11 protein-coding genes are annotated in these 17123 nt (G+C 69.5%); 4 read left to right on the plus strand and 7 right to left on the minus strand.

Translation table 11 applies throughout. The features are described 5' to 3' along the window. Window positions 1-47 precede the first annotated feature (47 nt). Genes INTCA_RS11215 through ileS form a run of 3 tightly spaced genes read right to left on the minus strand, consistent with a single transcriptional unit; the run spans window position 48 to window position 5328 of the window. Window positions 48-1436: a bifunctional folylpolyglutamate synthase/dihydrofolate synthase gene (locus tag INTCA_RS11215; RefSeq protein ID WP_013493036.1), complete on the minus strand. Its 1389-nt coding sequence runs from the start codon at window positions 1434-1436 to the stop codon at window positions 48-50. Then, window positions 1433-2008: a GNAT family N-acetyltransferase gene (locus INTCA_RS11220; RefSeq protein WP_013493037.1), complete on the minus strand. Its 576-nt coding sequence runs from the start codon at window positions 2006-2008 to the stop codon at window positions 1433-1435. Before INTCA_RS11220 ends, INTCA_RS11215 begins: the two co-directional genes overlap by 4 nt. Beyond that, window positions 2005-5328, minus strand: coding sequence for an isoleucine--tRNA ligase (gene ileS, locus INTCA_RS11225; protein ID WP_013493038.1), 3324 nt, complete (start codon window positions 5326-5328; stop codon window positions 2005-2007). Before ileS ends, INTCA_RS11220 begins: the two co-directional genes overlap by 4 nt. Before the next feature lie 280 nt (window positions 5329-5608). On the opposite strand from ileS, the gene INTCA_RS11230 reads away from it, so the two are divergent. The 4 genes from INTCA_RS11230 (at window position 5609) to INTCA_RS11245 (ending at window position 10613) form a co-directional block, all read left to right on the plus strand. Continuing rightward, on the plus strand, window positions 5609-7018 hold the full coding sequence (locus INTCA_RS11230) for an FAD-binding oxidoreductase (RefSeq protein WP_013493039.1): 1410 nt from the start codon (window positions 5609-5611) through the stop codon (window positions 7016-7018). 12 nt (window positions 7019-7030) lie between these two features. After that, window positions 7031-7573, plus strand: a complete 543-nt coding sequence (locus INTCA_RS11235) for an NUDIX hydrolase family protein (protein WP_013493040.1) — start codon at window positions 7031-7033, stop codon at window positions 7571-7573. 403 nt (window positions 7574-7976) lie between these two features. After that, window positions 7977-9926 carry an MSCRAMM family protein gene (locus INTCA_RS11240; RefSeq protein ID WP_041307593.1) on the plus strand — a complete coding sequence of 650 codons (1950 nt, stop codon included), beginning with the start codon at window positions 7977-7979 and terminating at the stop codon, window positions 9924-9926. A 204-nt stretch (window positions 9927-10130) separates the two neighbouring features. Continuing rightward, window positions 10131-10613 (plus strand): hypothetical protein, encoded by a 483-nt coding sequence (locus INTCA_RS11245; RefSeq protein ID WP_013493042.1) that lies wholly within the window; start codon window positions 10131-10133, stop codon window positions 10611-10613. 212 nt (window positions 10614-10825) lie between these two features. On the opposite strand, the gene INTCA_RS11250 is transcribed toward INTCA_RS11245, so the two are convergent. The 4 genes from INTCA_RS11250 to INTCA_RS11265 all read right to left on the minus strand — a co-directional run bounded on the left by INTCA_RS11250 (window position 10826) and on the right by INTCA_RS11265 (window position 17076). Beyond that, the gene (locus tag INTCA_RS11250) at window positions 10826-12817 is read right to left on the minus strand and encodes a TIGR03960 family B12-binding radical SAM protein (RefSeq protein ID WP_013493043.1); all 1992 of its coding nucleotides are present in this window, start codon (window positions 12815-12817) and stop codon (window positions 10826-10828) included. Between the two features lie 124 nt (window positions 12818-12941). After that, a complete protein-coding gene (locus tag INTCA_RS11255; protein WP_013493044.1) occupies window positions 12942-14801 on the minus strand; it encodes an AMP-dependent synthetase/ligase in 1860 nt (619 codons plus the stop codon). A gap of 137 nt (window positions 14802-14938) precedes the next feature. Then, window positions 14939-16141 carry a rod shape-determining protein RodA gene (gene rodA / locus INTCA_RS11260; RefSeq protein ID WP_013493045.1) on the minus strand — a complete coding sequence of 401 codons (1203 nt, stop codon included), beginning with the start codon at window positions 16139-16141 and terminating at the stop codon, window positions 14939-14941. Further along, window positions 16105-17076, minus strand: a complete 972-nt coding sequence (locus INTCA_RS11265) for a bifunctional riboflavin kinase/FAD synthetase (RefSeq protein ID WP_013493046.1) — start codon at window positions 17074-17076, stop codon at window positions 16105-16107. The genes rodA and INTCA_RS11265 overlap by 37 nt, the downstream gene beginning before the upstream one ends. Between the last annotated feature and the right edge of the window lie 47 nt (window positions 17077-17123).

Below are 17123 nucleotides of genomic sequence, written 5' to 3' on the forward strand. Positions count from 1 at the left end.
GGCGCCCGGTCCGGGATTGGGGACGAACTGCTCTTTCGATGCGGGGGTCAGACGTCCGTGACGCCGAGCAGGAGCCGGACCTCGCCGACCGTGATGACCGAGCCCGTGACGATGACACCGCCGCCCATGCCCTCCTCCTCGGCGAGCCCGATGGCGCGGTCGAGGGCTTCGGGCAGGTTGCTCTCCACCGTGACCCGGGACTCGCCGAAGATGTCGGCGGCGAGCGCTCCGAGCTGCACGGGCGAGAGGGCGCGCGGGGAGGAGCTGCGGGTGATGACGACGTGGTCGAGCCTCGGCTCGAGGGCTTCGAGGATCGCCGTGGCGTCCTTGTCCGCCACGATGCCGACGAGGCCGACGAGCCGCGTGAAGGTGAAGGCCTCGTCGAGGGCGGCAACGAGGGACCGGGCGCCGTGCGGGTTGTGCGCGGCGTCGACGAGGACGGTGGGTGAGCGCCGGACCACTTCGAGCCGGCCGGGCGACGTCATCCGGGCCACGGCGGCCGCGAGCACCTCGCCGTCGAGGGCGTGTTCTCCGCCGCCGAGGAAGCTCTCCACGGCAGCCACGGCGATCGCGAGGTTGCTCGCCTGGTGTGCCCCGTGGATGGGCAGGAAGAGGTCGGTGTAGTCGCCGGCGAGGCCGCGGAGGTTGACCTGCTGGCCGCCCAGGGCGAGGTCGCGTGCGAGCACGCCGAACTGGTCGCCCTCGAGCCGGAGCTCGGAGCCGACCTCCTCGACCCGCTCACCGAGGACGGCGGCGACCTCAGGGGCCTGTAGCGCCGAGACCGTGATGGATCCGGGCTTGATGATGCCGCTCTTCTCGTGCGCGATGTCCACGACGTCGTCACCGAGGAGGTGCGTGTGGTCGAGGTCGATGGGCGTGATGACGGCGACCGCGCCGTCGGCGACGTTGGTCGCGTCCCAGGACCCGCCGAGTCCCACCTCGACGATGGCGACGTCGACGGGCGCGTCGGCGAAGGCGGCGAAGGCGACCGCGACGAGGACCTCGAAGAAGTTCATCCGCCGGCCACCCGAGGCGAGGGACCTGGCGTCCACCAGCTCGATGAGGGGTGCGACCTCGTCATACGCGGCGATGAACTTGTCACGCGGAATCGGTTTTCCGGACAGGCTGATCCGTTCACGGATGTCCTGCAGGTGCGGCGAGGTGAACCGCCCCGTCGAGAGTCCGGTCTCCTGCAGGATGGTGTCGATCATCCGGCTCGTCGACGTCTTGCCGTTGGTGCCGGTGAGGTGGATGACGGGATAGCTGCGCTGGGGGTCCCCGGCGAGCTCCATGACCGCGGCGATCCGTTCGAGGGACGGTCCGATGTCGTTCTCGGGTGCCCGGGCGAGGATCGCCTCCTCGATCTGGCGGAGGCGCTTCATCTCCTCGAGGTTGCGGGCCGCTTCCTGGGCGGGCCCGTCCGGCTGACCGCTCACGCGTTCTCCCCTTCCTGAGCCGCGAGTTCGCGGACCATCCAGACCGTGTCGGGCAGGCCGGAACCGGACGGTTCGCGGTGGGTCTCGACGAAGCCGTGGGCCCGGTGGAAGCGCTCGGCGTAGGCGTTGCCGTCCGGGTAGGCCACGGTGATCCGCGGATGTCCGGCCTCGCGCGCACGGGCGACGACGGCGTCCATCAGGGCGGAGCCCACACCCCGGCCGTGGTGTTCGGGCAGGACGTACAGCTTCCACATGACGAACTCGTCGTCCTGCGGGCCGAAGGCCGCCATGCCGACGACGGTGCCCTGCAGCTCGGCGACCAAGGTGCGGCCCTGGCGGATGGAGGCGGTCACGACGTCTGCGGTCCACCACTTGGCCAGGCCCATCGCGACGTAGTCCAGGCCGGCGATGGGTTCGTGGATGAGCGGCCAGGTGCGGTGCCCGATGCTGAGGACCGCCTCGAGGTCGTCGCCCCCGGCGGTGCGCACCAGGAGACCATCGCCCGGGCCCTCGGCCGGGTCGGGGCCCTCGGCTGCCGGGTCGGGGGGGTTCGTCGACTCGATGCCACTCATGCCTTGGCCACCACGATGGTCGCGGGCGCGCCGTCGCCGACGGTGACGGTGGTGCCCGTGCCGTCCGCGAGGGGGTGCTCGGGCCCGGCCGAGGAGAACTGGGTGGCCAGCGTCTCGGCCACGAGCAGGTCCCGGTGCGTGACCGTGGCCTCGAAGACCTCAGGTGCTCCCTGGATGGTGAGGCTGATCCGGTCGCTGACGTGCAGGCCCGCATCGCGGCGGGCCTGTTGGATGGCGCGGACGAGGTCCCGCGCCACGCCCTCGGTCGCGAGCTCCGGGGTGACGTGCGTGTCGAGGACGATGAACCCACCGCCCGGCAGCATCGCCGTGGCCGCCGCCGTGGCCGCCGCCGTGGCAGGTGCACCGGAGCCGGCCGCCTCCCCGGGATGCCGGCCCTCGCCCGCGACGACGGTCTCGAGGGTGTACTCGCCCGCCAGCAGCTCGAGCCCACCCGAGGTGACGAGACCATCGGCGGAGACGGACCAGTCGCCGGTCTTGCTGCCCCGGATGGCCGCCTGGACGTCCTTGCCGAGCCGGGGGCCGGCCGCGCGGGCGTTGACGGCGAGCCGCTGGGTCACGCCGAAGTCGGCCTCGCTGGCCGTCTCGACGTCGACGAAGGTGATCGTCTTGACGTTGAGCTCGTCCCGGATGATCGAGCCGAACGGCTCGAGCTTTCCGGGCTCGGGCGCGACGACGGTCAGACCGCTGAGCGGCAGCCGGGCTCGGAGCCCGTTGGCCTTGCGGAGGCTGGACCCGACGGAGCACACCTCCCGCGCCCGGTCCATGGCGAGAACCAGCTCGTGGTCGGCGGGCAGCTCCCCCGCATCGGGATAGTCGGCGAGGTGCACGGACCGCTCACCGGTCAGACCCCTCCAGATCTCCTCGGTCGTGAGGGGCAGGAGCGGCGCGATCGCCCTGGTCACCATCTCGAGCGCCGTCCACAGGGTGTCGAAGGCGGCCAGCGACTCAGCTGACTCGCCGCCCCAGAAGCGGTCTCGGGACCGGCGGATGTACCAGTTCGTCAGCACGTCGAGGAAGGACCGCATCGTGTCGCACGCCGCCGCGATCTCGTAGGCGTCGAGCTCCTCGGTCATCTCGGCGACGAACTCGCGGACCTTGGCGAGCAGGTAGCGGTCCAGGACGTCCGGAGACGCCGTGGAGCGCTGCGCCGCATAGCCGGACCCGCCGCGCGCCGTGTTGGCGTAGAGGGCGAAGAACGACCACGCGTTCCACAGCGGGATCATCACCTGCCGAACCCCGTCGCGGATCCCCTGCTCGGTGACGACGAGGTTGCCGCCGCGCAGGATCGGGCTGCTCATGAGGAACCAGCGCATCGCGTCGGCACCGTCCCGGTCGAAGACCTCGGTCACGTCGGGGTAGTTCTGCAGCGACTTGCTCATCTTCTGGCCGTCGGAGCCGAGGACGATGCCGTGGCTGATGCAGGACTTGAACGCGGGCCGGTCGAAGAGGGCGGTGGCAAGGACGTGCAGCGTGTAGAACCAGCCACGGGTCTGGCCGATGTACTCGACGATGAAGTCACCGGGGAAGTGGTGCTCGAACCACTCGGCGTTCTCGAACGGGTAGTGCACCTGGGCGAAGCTCATCGACCCGGAGTCGAACCACACGTCGAGGACGTCCTCGACGCGGCGCATGGTCGACTGCCCCGTCGGGTCGTCCGGGTTGGGGCGCGTCAGCGAGTCGATGAAGGGCCGGTGCAGGTCGGTCACCGCGACACCGAAGTCCCGTTCGAGCTCCTCGAAGGACCCGTAGACGTCGATCCGGGGGTACTCCGGGCTGTCGGACCTCCACACCGGGATCGGGCTGCCCCAAAAGCGGTTTCGCGAGATGGACCAGTCCCTCGCATTGGCCAGCCACTTGCCGAACTGGCCGTCCTTGATGTGCGAGGGCGTCCAGGCGATCTCCTGGTTGAGCTCGAGCATCCGCTCCTTGATCTTGGTCACCTCGACGAACCACGAGGAGACCGCCATGTAGATGAGCGGCTCACGGCAGCGCCAGCAGTGCGGGTAGCTGTGGTCGTAGGTCTCGCGGCGCAGCAGGACCGTGCCCTCGGTCGTGCTACCCATCTCCCCCTCGCCGCGGGTCCGCGCCTTGAGGTGGTCGACGATGTGGGCGTTCGCGTCGAAGACGTGCATGCCCTCGTACTCGGTGATGGGGTGGGTGAAGCGCCCGTCCGGCCCCACCGGCACGACGACGTCGATGCCGAAGGCGTCGGTGAGGACCTTGTCCTCCTCACCGAAGGCGGAGGCGATGTGGACCAGGCCGGTGCCGTCCTCGATCGTGACGTAGTCCGCGGGCAGGACGACGTGCCCCTTGGGATGACCCAGGTAGTAGCTGAAGGGCGGCGTGTAGCTGCGGCCGACGAGCTGGGACCCCTTGAGCCGCTGGACCACGCGGTCCTGGAGGGACTCAGGGTCCGAGCCACCGAGTTCCTTGCGGTAGGAGGCGAGCCGGGCCTCGGCGATGACGTAGCGCTCCGTGGTCCCGCTGAAGTCGGACTCGACGACGACGTAGTCGATGTCGGGGTGGACGGCCATCGCGATGTTGGACGGCACCGTCCACGGGGTGGTCGTCCAGACGAGCGCGAGCTCACCGGTCTCGAGGCGGTAGCCGATGGTCACCGCCGGGTCCTGACGCATCTTGTACACGTCGTCGTCCATGCGCAGCTCGTGGTTGGACAGCGGGGTCTGGTCGTTCCAGCAGTAGGGCAGGACCCGGAAGCCCTCGTAGACCAGCCCCTTGTCGTAGAGCGTCTTGAAGGCCCAGATGACCGACTCCATGTAGCCGGGCTCGAGCGTCTTGTAGTCGTGGTCGAAGTCGACCCACCGCGCCTGACGCGTCACGTAGTCACGCCACTCCCCCGTGTACTTGAGCACGGAGGCCCGGCAGGCGTCGTTGAAGGTGTCGATGCCGAGGTCGAGGATGTCCTGCTTGGTCTTGAGCCCGAGCTGGCGCTGCGCCTCGAGCTCGGCGGGCAGGCCGTGGGTGTCCCACCCGAACCGGCGCTCGACGCGCCGGCCGCGCATCGTCTGGTAGCGCGGGACGATGTCCTTGACGTACCCGGTGAGCAGGTGCCCGTAGTGGGGCAGTCCGTTGGCGAAGGGGGGCCCGTCGTAGAACACGAACTCGTTGGCGCCGCTCTCACCGGCCGCACGGTTCTCGACGGAGGCGATGAAGGTGCCGTCCTCGTCCCAGTACTTCAGGACGCGCTCCTCGATCTCGGGGAAGCGGGGGCTCGACGGAACGCCCGCCCTGCTGTCGACGGCGCCGGACGGATCGGTGCTGACCTTCGGGTACACCATGGGTCGTGGTCTCCTGCTGCTGCGTGGTTCGGACTGCTCGTGGGATCTCGTTCACGAGGACGACGTCACCCGTGAGCTCCGCCGCGGTACCACCCCGCTTGCCGCACGACCGCGCGTGACCCGGAAAGCGAGCCCAGCGGCATACGACCACTCTTGTCCAGGCTGTGACGGGCCCACCCGTCCGGGTCTAGTGGGGCCCAGCCGGGCTGGGACCGTTCTTCCGGAGGCTCGCCGCTGATGACGGCTCAGACGCCTGTGCTCCGAAGTCTAGCCTGTGAGCGTGACCACCTTCCCGCCCAGCGTGCAGTCCCGCGTCGTGACCGACGAGGACGTCAAACGGACGTATGCCGCTGACGCCGGCCCCGCGCCCAGGGAACCTTCGCGCGACGTCCCCTCCGACTACACCGTCGTGCGCGCCCGGGACGTCGCCGACGTGGTCGCGGTGCTCGAGCACGCGCAGGCGACCGGCACCCCGGTGGTCCCCCAGGGCGCGCGCACGTCCCGGGTCGGCGGAGCGCGGGCGACGGAGGGGTGCATCGTGCTCAACGTCGAGGCCCTCGACGCGATCGAGACGGTCGACCCGGTCGAGGGGATCGCCGTCGTCGGCCCTGGCGTCGTCAACGCCGACCTCAAGACGGCAGCCGCGGCGGCCGGGCTCTTCTACGGCCCGGACCCCGCGTCGACCGGGACCTGCACGATCGGCGGGAACGTCGCGACGAACGCGGGCGGCCTGTGCTGCCTCAAGTACGGCGTGACGGCGGACTGGGTGACGGCGCTCGACGTCGTGCTCCCCGGCGGCGAGGTGATGCGGACGGGGCACCGGACGGCGAAGGGAGTGACGGGGCTCGACCTGACGGGGCTGCTCGTCGGGTCCGAGGGGACCCTCGGCGTCGTGACCCGCGTCGTGACGCGGCTCCTCCCCGCGCCGGACCCCGCGCTGACCGCGCTGGCGACCTTCGGCTCCCTCGACGACGCCGTCCGTGCAGTGGTGACCCTGCGCCTCGACCGGCACCGCCCATCGCTGCTCGAGATCCTCGACCGGGCGAGCCTCGAGGCGGTGCAGGCATTCGGGGACTACGGCTTCCCCGCTGACGCGGACGCGGTGCTGCTCGTCCAGTCGGACCGGCCCGGCCACGCCGCGGAGGACGTCGCGAGGTACGGAGAGCTGATGACCGGCGCCGGGGCGCTCGAGGTCGCGGTGGCCGAGGACCGGCAGGAGGCGGACCTGCTGCTCCAGGGTCGGCGCGTGCTGAGCACCGCGATCGAGGCGCTGGGGTCGCGGCTCGCGGAGGACGTCTGCGTCCCGGTCGGCCGGCTCGGCGACTACGTCCGCGGCGCGGCCGAGGTGTCGGAGCGTCTGGGGGTGCGGATCCCGGTGAGCGGGCACGCCGGCGACGGCAACCTCCACCCGTCGATCGTCTATCCCCCCGGGGACGACGACGCGCGGAGGCGGGCCTGGGGGGCGTTCGACGAGCTGATGCGCCTCGGGCTGTCCCTCGGCGGGACCGTCGCCGGGGAGCACGGCATCGGGTCGGTCAAGCGCCGCTGGTTCGCCGCGGAGGTGGGCCCGCGCGAGGTGCAGCGGCAGCGCGCGATCAAGGCCGTCTTCGACCCGTCCGGGATCATGAACCCGGAGGTCGTCTTCGGCGGTGGCCGGTGGGCGACGCGTCCCGGCAGCACCAGCACCTGATAGGAAGGCGACATGGGCGACAACACCGACCTGGAGACCAGCGCAGCCTGGCTCAGCCGCGAGGACCTCGAGAGCGCTCGCGGGCGCCTCCCGATGCTCTACGTCCACGCCGTGCCCGTGCGCGTCGACGACCGCGGGGTCGTGACGCAGCTCGGCCTGTTGCTCCGCGCCGACGACGACGGCGGCATCGGGCAGGAGGTCGTCGGCGGGCGCGTCCGCTACCACGAGAAGATCCGGGACGCGCTCGCTCGACACGTCGAGAGCGACCTCGGCCCGGTGGCCCTGCCGCGGATCCCCGTGTCGCCCCAGCCCATCGCGGTCGCCGAGTTCTTCCCGACACCCGGGGTCACGCCCTACCACGACCCGCGCCAGCACGCGGTGTCACTCACCTACATCGTGGCCATGACCGGCGACTGCCGGCCGCAGCAGGACGCGCTCGACCTCTCCTGGGTGACGCCGGAGGAGGCCGCCGAGATGGCGATGCGCGGCGAGATGTCAGGGTCCCACGGCGTGCTCGTCCGCCAGGCGCTCGCGCACGTGGGTTTCCCGGTCTGACCAGACCTGGCACGGCCTGCGGATAGCGGTACATGTCGCCAAAGTCCCTCAATCTCAGGGGATTTCACCGTTCGGTCATGGACTTTCCGGACCTTCTTCACCGCTTTGCCCGTTCGTGATGCACGTCACCCCGGCCTGAGTAGCGTCAGGAATGAGCTCGGTTGAGCCTGTGCGCGACGCCACAGATGATCCGCAGCTCGGGGGGAACAACAGACCACCGGGGTGGGGCCGCGTCGCACCAACTTGCCGAGTTCACCGTTCAACGCCCGTGCGAGGGGCCGGGCGAATCAACCGCAACGGAGAACTCACCATGAATAGTTCCCTGGCTTCATCCCGCGGCCGACCCAAGCGAGGCCGGCACGAACAACCCACGGCACGCCGGCGCTGGTTAGCCGCCTTGGCGGTGCTCGCCCTACCGCTCGCGGTGCTTGTTTCACCGCCCGCCACAGCGAGTCACGGCGACGCCACGCTCGCTGGTAGCAACTTCGAGATCGACGACGATGCCAACCTCAAGCGCGACCATGCGGCCCCGTCCGAGGACTGGGGCACGGTGTCGGAGCAGCGGGCCGTGGACCTGCCGACCGGCCAGACCGACAACTCGTACAAGGGCGGCGTCAAGGAGGACACGGAGTGTCCAGCCGAGACGACCGGCACCATCCCGAACAACAAGAGCGACCTGCTCACGTTCCATGTCTGGGAGGAAGCCGCCACCACGGGCAACAAGGGGTTCCTCAATCTCGCCTGGAGCCGCGTCAGCGACCCCAGTGGCACGACTTTGATGGACTTCGAGTTCAACCAGTCGAACGTGAACTGCACGGGTAGCCCGAACAAGGTCCGGACGGGCGACGGACCCGGCCCGCTGACCGACGACCTGCTCATCGAGTACGCCATCGACCAGGGCGGTGCCCGGGCCGACATCTCCGCCAGACGTTGGCAGGGGACGGCATGGGGGACCTCGATCGACCTCGACGCCGGCACCGGCTGCGGCGGCGGTCCGTGTGCCGTCGGCACGATCAGCAGCAGCGTGATCCCGGCTGCGGACTCGGACGGTCTGGGCGAGAAGCAGGCCCGGACGTTTGGTGAGGCCCAGATCGACCTGCGCCTCATCTTCGACGACACGAAGTGCACCAGCTTCGGGTCGGCCATGCTCAAGAGCCGTTCATCGGACGCGTTCACGTCCCAGGTCAAGGACTTCATCTCCCCGGTCGGGATCGACCTGAAGAACTGCGGCAAGGTCATCATCCGCAAGCAGACGCTGCCGGACGAGGACCCGAACACCACGCTGTTCGACTACACGAAGGCCTTCGGCACGGACCCTGCGACGCCCGACACGTTCCAGCTCGCCGATGACGGCGTGAATGACTACGGCCAGACGGTGCTCTTCGGCTCCGGCTACACCGTCGAAGAGGGCACCCCGCCCGTCGGCTGGGCGTTCAAGAGCCTGGACTGCTCCGACAGCTCTGGGGTGACGCCCACGATCCTCGGCGCAAAGGTGACCTTTGCGATCGATGACGAGGACGACGTCCTCGACTGCACCTACACCAACGAGGCGTTGGGCACGGTGATCATCAAGAAGGTCATCAACGATGGCGCGGCGTACAACCAGTCCTTCGCCTTCACGACGTCGACCCTGACTGGTGGCAACTTCAGCCTGACTCCGACGGGGACGGGTGAAGCCGGCTCTGCCAGCAAGACGTTCAGCAACCTGTCGACCGGCGTCACGTATGACGCGAGCGAAACAGTGCCAGTCAACTGGAACCTCGTGAGCTCGACCTGTGACGATGGGGACAGCACGCCTGCGGCGATCAAGCTCTTGCCCGGTGAGACGGTGACCTGCACCTTCGTCAACCGGGTGGAGCGCGGCGTCGTCAAGATCCTCAAGCAGCGCAAGCACGCTGCGGACGGTCCCGGCGACCACCCACATGCCGGCGTGACCTTCACCCTGACCGGTGGGGACCTCGCGGCGCCCGGTGTCACCGGCGTGACGAACGCGAGCGGCGAGATCTGCTTCAACGGCCTCGTCGTGAGCGCTCTCGCCGGCAACTACTCGGTCGCGGAGACCGTTCCTGCGGGCTACAAGCTCCTGAGCACGAACCCACAGGGCGGCATCGTCGTCACCGAAGGGACATGCGGTGGGAAGACCACATATGACGCCGAGTTCCTCAACATGCCGTTGACCAACCTCACGGTCTCGGTCGACTCGCAGGTCAACGGCGGCACCGCGTCGACCATTGAGTGCGGGCTGGCTGCAGCCGACCCGGACGCCTCGACCGGCGCCGACGGCGACGGATCCTTCACCAAGAACGACCTCGAGCCAGGTACGTACACCTGCACCGTGGTCATCGATCCGTAACACCTGGGTCTTGACCCGGGTGGCCCGACCGGGGGGACGGTCGGGCCACCGGGACCTTCAGGACAAAGGCTCCCAGTTTCTGGGTTGCCGTATCTCGACGGGGAACAGCGGCCTCCTCAGCACCGATGCGATCACCCGAACGCATCGGGTTCTGCCCGACCAGGGGAGGTCGGGCCACCTTCCACACACAGCAAGGAACCAACCATGAAGTACCTGAAGTCTCTGCTCGTCGCGAGCATTGCTTTCGTCGTCGCAGTCGTCATGGCCAACCCGGCCGCGGCCGTCGCCGCGAAGTTCCACAGTGCCACGGGCAGCGTCAACAACTCCGGAGCCCTCGTCGTCAGCTTTGACGAGCGGGGCCTCGGCAACGACAACATCGACTACACGCTGACTGCCGATGCCACGGCCCTCTACGCGTGCATCAACGGCGGCGGGAAGCACCCGCAGGCCGCGAACAAGGAGTCCTTCGAGGGCTCGGTCAGCGGGGGCGGAAGCTTCGAGCCGAAGAACGGCCGGGTCGTCGCTGACCTGACCGCCGGCCCGCTCCTGGCCCCGCAGTTCCAGTGCCCGAACGGCCAGAAGCGCGTCCTGGCAGCCGTCACGTACACCAACATCGTCCTGACTGACACGACCAACGGGACGAGCACTGGCGTTGCGGACACCGCGCGCGTCTTCTTCGACGTCTGAGATTCCTCAGGCAAACCCTCCACACCCGCGTGGGCCCGGCGAACTCCAGCTGCCGGGCCCACGCCCACGCCCTTGTCCGGCAACACACCGAGCAACCTGCAACCCACCGGGATCGGATCCCGGTGGGTTGCAGGTTGCACGGTGTGTTGGGGGGTGAGGGCGGGAGGGCTGGAACCAGCTGGCGTGTGGGAGCCGGCTCAGCGGCATACGGCTCAGTGCTGGTGCTCGAGGAGGTCCTTGCGCCCGGCACCCAGGACGGTGAGCGGCAGGAGGGTCTTGCCCGTGGGGCCGATCTCGATCTCGGTGCCCATCTGCGGGCACACCCCGCAGTCGAAGCACGGCGTCCAGCGGCAGTCGTCGACCTCGCGCTCCTCGACGGCGTCCAGCCAGTCCTCCCAGAGCCAGTCCTTGTCGAGACCGGAGTCGAGGTGGTCCCACGGGAGCACCTCGTTCTGGTCGCGCTCGCGCGTCGTGTACCAGGCGACGTCCACGGGCTCGTCCGCGAACGCCCGGTCGGCGGCCGCCATCCAACGCTCGTAGGAGAAGTGCTCGCTCCAGCCGTCGAACCGCCCGCCGGCACGCCACACCTCCTCGATGACCTTGCCGACGCGGCGGTCACCGCGCGACAGCAGCCCCTCCACGATGCCGGGCTGACCGTCGTGGTAGCGGAAGCCGATCGACGAGCCGTAGCGCTTGTCAGCCCGAATGGCATTGCGCAGCTTGGCCAACCGCGCGTCGGTCTCCTCCGCACCGAGCTGGGCAGCCCACTGAAACGGGGTGTGTGGCTTGGGGATGAACCCGCCGATCGACACGGTGCACCGGATGTCACGCCGTCCCGACACCTGGCGACCGGTCTCGATGACCCTCGTCGCGAGCTCGGCGATCTGGAGCACGTCCTCGTCGGTCTCGGTCGGCAGGCCGCACATGAAGTAGAGCTTCACCTGCCGCCACCCCGCGCCGTAGGCCGCCGCGACGGTGTTGATGAGGTCCTCCTCGGACACCATCTTGTTGATGACGCGCCGGATCCGCTCCGAGCCGCCCTCGGGGGCGAAGGTGAGCCCCGACCGCCGGCCGTTGCGGGTCAGCTCGTTGGCGAGGTCGATGTTGAACGCGTCGACCCGCGTGGAAGGGAGCGACAGCCCGGTCTGGGTCCCCTCGTAGCGGTCGGCGAGGCCCTTCGTCACCTCGGCGATCTCGGAGTGGTCGGCGGAGGACAGGGAGAGCAGCCCGACCTCCTCGAAGCCGGTGGCCGCGAGCCCGCGCTCGACCATCTCGCCGATGCCCGTGATGGACCGCTCACGCACCGGCCGGGTGATCATGCCGGCCTGGCAGAAGCGGCAGCCGCGCGTGCAGCCGCGGAAGATCTCGACCGACATCCGCTCGTGGACCGACTCGGCGAGCGGCACGAGCGGCTGCTTCGGGTAGGGCCACGCGTCGAGGTCCATCACGGTGTGTTTCGCGACCCGCCACGGCACGCCGGGTGCGTCCGCTGCCGGAGCGACCCGCTGGATGCGGCCGTCGGGCAGGTAGGACACGTCGTAGAACGACGGCACGTAGACCCCGCCCGTGCGCGCCAGGCGCAGGAGCACCTCGCGGCGTCCACCCGGCCGACCGGCCGCCTTCCACTCCCCCACGATGTCGGTGATCGCGAGCACCGCCTGCTCGCCGTCGCCGATGACGGCCGCGTCGATGAAGTCGGCGATCGCCTCGGGGTTGAAGGCGGCGTGGCCGCCGGCGATGACGAGGGGGTCGTCGAGATCGCGGTCCACCGAGCGCAGCGGGATCTTCGCGAGATCGAGGGCAGTCAGCAGGTTGGTGTAGCCGAGCTCGGTCGAGAAGGACACGCCGAACAGGTCGAAGTCGCCCACCGCGCGGTGGCCGTCGACGGTGAACTGCGGCAGCGCTGCCTCGCGGAGCGCAGCCTCCATGTCCGGCCACACAGCGTAGGTGCGCTCGGCGAGGGCGTCGGGCCGTTCGTTGATGACTTCGTAGAGGATCATGACGCCCTGGTTGGGCACACCGACCTCGTAGGCGTCGGGGTACATCAGGGCCCATCGCGTCGTCAGCTCGTCGCCGGACGGGCCGTGACCACCGACGTTCCAGTCCTTGACGGTGGAGTTGAGCTCACCGCCGACGTACTGGATGGGTTTGGTCACCCGCTCCAGCAGGGGCTCGAGGGCGTTGAACAGGGACTCGCCGGGCATCCGTAAATAGTACGTGAGGGCCAAGACTGCCCCGGAACGATCGAAAGAGCAGTTCGTCCCGCTGCTGCCACGGTCAAGGTCGACGTGGGTGCGAAGGCGGGACGAACTGCTCTTTCGATGGGGCTCAGTCCTCCTGGTAGAGGGCGTCGAGCTGGTCCTGGTACTTGTCGACGACAGCGCGGCGGCGCAGCTTCATGCTCGGAGTCAGGTCGCCCATCTCGATGCTCAGGTCGTGGTCGAGGATCGTGAACTTCTTGATCGTCTCCCACCGGTTGAGGCTGTCGTTCAGCTTGTCCACGTACCCCTGCACGAGCTCACGGGCAGCGTCGGACGTGACGATCTCCGCATAGGGCCGGCCCGCCATACCGTTCGCCGCCGCCCAGCCAGCGATCGCATCCGGGTCGAGAGTCACCAGCGCGGTGGCGAAGTTGTGGCCCGCTCCGTGGACGAGGAACTGGCTGACGTAGACGCACATGCCCTTGAACTTCGCCTCGATCTCGGCCGGGGCGATGTACTTGCCGCCGGAGGTCTTGAAGAAGTCCTTCTTGCGGTCGGTGACGTAGACGAATCCGTGCTCGTCGATCCGGCCGATGTCGCCGGTGTGGAACCATCCGTCGGCGTCGAGGACCTCCGCGGTGGCCTCGGGGCTGTTGTGATAGCCGCGCATGACGCCCGGGCCCTTGACGAGGATCTCGCCGTCCTCGGCGATCGCGACCTCGGTGTCGGGCATCGGCCAGCCAACCGAGCCGTACCGGTAGCAGCCCGGCCGGGGGAGGTTGACGGTCGTGCCCGAGGACGTCTCGGTGAGGCCGTAGCCCTCGACGAGAAGCAGGCCCGCTGCTCCGAACCACTTGGCGACCTCGGCGTTGAGCGGCGCCGACCCGCTGATCATGAAGCGGACCCGGCCGCCGAAGCGCTCCTGGATCTTGTGCAGGACCAGTTTGGTGACGAGCCGGTGCCGGAGGGTGAGTCCGGACGACGGCGTCTCGCCCTGCTCGAGGACGTCACGCATCTCCGCCCCGACCTTGAACGCCCAGTCGATCAGCTTCTTCTTGACCCCCGTCTCCTGGGCGAGCATGAGCGCGACCCGACCGCGAGCCTTCTCGTAGATCCGGGGCGGTCCGGCCATGAAGGTGGGCTTGATGATCGCCATGTTGTCGACGATCTTGTCCAGCCGGCCGTCCACCGCCGTCGGGAACCCGATCTGGAGGCCGAGGGCGAGGAGCATCTTGCCGAAGACGTGTGAGAGCGGCAACCAGAGGAACTGGAGGTCGTCCTCCGTGACCGTGCCGGTTGCCTGGATGAGCGCGCCCTCGTAGACCACGCTGTCCTGGACGAGGCGGACGCCCTTGGGCCGACCGGTGGTGCCGGACGTGTAGATGACGACGGCGAGACTCTCGGGGCCCAGCTGGTCGATCCGCGCGTCGACGGCGTCGGGCGTCGAGGCGAGCAGCTCCCGCCCCTTGGCAGCCAGATCGTCGGTCGTGATGACCCAGCCGTCATCGCTGCCTCGCCCGGACATGGCGATGACGTGCTTGACGTGCGGGATGTCGGCGCGGCGGTCGGTGAGCTTGGCGATCTGGGCGTCGTCCTCCGCGAAGACCAGGACGCTGCCGGAGTCGGTGAGGATGTAGGCGACGTCATCGGCGATCGTCGTCGGGTAGACGGTCGTCGTCGCGGCGCCGGCGCACACGATCGCGAGGTCGGCGAGCACCCAGGGCAGGCTCGTGGCGGACGCGATGGCGACGCGGTCCTCGAGCTCGACGCCGAGGCTGATCAGACCGGCGGCCCACTCCTGGACGATGTCGTGGGTCTGGCGCCACGTCAGCGTGGTGAGCTCGCTCCCCCCGTCCTTGAAGTAGAGGTAGGCGGGACGGTCGGGGGTGGCCTGGACGCGGCTGCGGAACAGGGCGCCCACGCTCGGGGCCCGGTTGTCGAGGACCGCTTGGTCGACGTCGCGATCGGCGACGGACTGCAGGGGCATGCTGACTCCTTCGTCACTGACACGGCGGCCCGACCTCGGCGACGGCGGACAACCACGTAGAGCGGATGATGCCGCATCCGCCGTCAAAGGTCACGTCTTGCGCGCCGATCGGCACCACACTGTGACCGACGGGTAACTTACCGACGCCGCCACTGCGCACCGGTGGTCTCCGCGGAGACGTTCCCGACGATCCCCACCGCGAGCCACACCGCGATCATCGACGACCCACCGTAGGACAGGAACGGCAGCGGCAGCCCGGTCACCGGGAGCATCCCGAGGTTCATCCCGATGTTCTCAACCGCCTGCACACCCAGCCAGACCCCGACCCCGGTGCTCACCAGGTGACCGAAGGCATCGGCCCTGCGAGCCACGACCAGAGCACGCAGGACGATGAAGCCGAGCAGCACGATGATGCCGGCCGCACCGAGGAAGCCCAGCTCCTCGCCCGCCACCGAGAAGACGAAGTCGGACTCCTGGTAGGGGATCAGCCCCGCCTGGGTCTGCCCTCCCTCGAAGAGCCCCTGCCCGTCGAGCCCGCCCGAGGAGATGGCGATCCGCACCTGTCGCGTCTGGTAGCCGATGCCCTGTGGATCGAGCGAAGGGTCCAGGAAGGCGCGCAACCGGTCACGCTGGTAGGGACTGAGCAGCGACGTCGTGAATGCCGCCGTGACCGTCGCTGCCCCGGCCAGCACGACGGCGACGGTCCAGGCACGTGGTGCCCCGGCCGCCCCGATGACCGCGACCGCCATGGCCACGAGAACGAGGGCCGACCCGAGATCGGGTTGCGCCAGGACGAGCACGACGGGCAGGCCGGCCAGCACCCAGGCCAGGGCGACGTCCCGGTGGCGCTGGCGTTGGCGCCGGTCTGCCTGCTCGGCGAGGAGCATGCCGAGGCTCACGACCAGCGCCACCTTCATCAGCTCGGACGGCTGGAGCGTGAACCCTCCCGGCAGGCTGATCCACGACCGGGAGCCGTTGACCTGCCTCCCGAGCGGAGACAGCACCGCGACGAGGCCAGCCAACGCCGCGACGTAGACGAGCGGCGCGGCCGCCCGCAGCAGCCGCACGTCGACCCGCGTGACGACCGCGGCCAGGACCATGCCGATGGCGGCGGCGAGAGCCTGCTTGACCGCCACGGCGGCCCCGCTCTCCGCTCTCGTGGCCGACCACACGAGCAGGATGCCGACGACGGTGAGGCCGGTAGCCCCGATGAAGAGGCCCAGGTCGATCCACAGCCACCGCGGCGCGACGGCCCGGGGCGAAGCACCAGGCGTCGGGCGTCGCCGCTGCCCGCCCCGGGAACCTAGGCGGGCACGATCGCGGACAGGATCTCGCGGCACCGGGCGACGTCCTCGCGCATCTGGGTCACGAGCCCCTCGATCGAGTCGAACCGCAGCGTGGGGCGCAGGTGGGAGACGAAGTCCACCGCGACCCGCTCACCGTAGAGGTCGAGATCCGTGCGGTCGAGGACGTACGCCTCCACCCGGCGCTGGTGACCGTCGAAGGTGGGGTTGGTCCCGACCGAGATCGCCGCCGGCAGGGTGCGGTCGACGGCGCCCGTGTCGAGGTCGAGACGGATCAGCCACCCCGCGTAGACGCCGTCGCTCGGCACGAGGCCCTCGTGGTCCTGGGACAGGTTGGCGGTCGGGAAGCCCAGCTCACGACCGCGGTGGTCGCCGTGCACGACGGTCCCCGTGACGCGGTGGGGACGGCCGAGGATCTCGGAGGCGTGCGACACCTTGCCGTCCAGGATCTCGGCACGCAGCTGGGTCGAGCTCCAGCGCCGCCCCTCGTGCGAGGCCTCGCCGATGTCGTCCAGGGCGATGACCTCGAACCCGTGCTTCTCGCCCAGCTCGGTGAGCGTGCCGACGTCCCCGGAGTTGCGCACTCCGAACCGGGTGTCCCGGCCGACGACGACGGCGACGGCGTGCAGCCCGTCCACGAAGGTCCTCTCGACGAACTCCTCCGGCGTCTGCTGGGCGAACTCACGCGTGAAGTTCAGCACGAGCACCGCGCCCAGCCCCACCGACTCCAGCGCGTCGAGGCGCTGCTCGACCGACATCACCATTGCTGGGGCCCGCTCGGGGTGAAGCACCGTGACCGGGTGCGGCTCGAACGTCACAGCGACCGGGGTCGCTCCGCGCTCCCGGGCCTCACGGACGACCCGCCCGAGCACTTCACGGTGCCCCCGGTGCACGCCGTCGAAGTTGCCCAGCGTGACAACCGTGGGCCCGAGATCCGACGGGATGTCCTCCAGGGCGTACCAGCGCTGCACGCGGACCACTGTAGTAGCCACCGCCGCTCGGCCCCGCCGCCACCCCG

This window comes from Intrasporangium calvum DSM 43043, from assembly GCF_000184685.1.
Lineage (GTDB): Bacteria > Actinomycetota > Actinomycetes > Actinomycetales > Dermatophilaceae > Intrasporangium > Intrasporangium calvum.

Coding starts and splice junctions, on each gene's coding strand:
- INTCA_RS11220 (WP_013493037.1), bottom strand. CDS start 2,008: ATGAGTGGCATCGAGTCGACGAACCCCCCCGACCCGGCAGCCGAGGGC.
- ileS (WP_013493038.1), bottom strand. CDS start 5,328: ATGGTGTACCCGAAGGTCAGCACCGATCCGTCCGGCGCCGTCGACAGC.
- INTCA_RS11235 (WP_013493040.1), top strand. CDS start 7,031: ATGGGCGACAACACCGACCTGGAGACCAGCGCAGCCTGGCTCAGCCGC.
- INTCA_RS11245 (WP_013493042.1), top strand. CDS start 10,131: ATGAAGTACCTGAAGTCTCTGCTCGTCGCGAGCATTGCTTTCGTCGTC.
- INTCA_RS11250 (WP_013493043.1), bottom strand. CDS start 12,817: ATGCCCGGCGAGTCCCTGTTCAACGCCCTCGAGCCCCTGCTGGAGCGG.
- INTCA_RS11255 (WP_013493044.1), bottom strand. CDS start 14,801: ATGCCCCTGCAGTCCGTCGCCGATCGCGACGTCGACCAAGCGGTCCTC.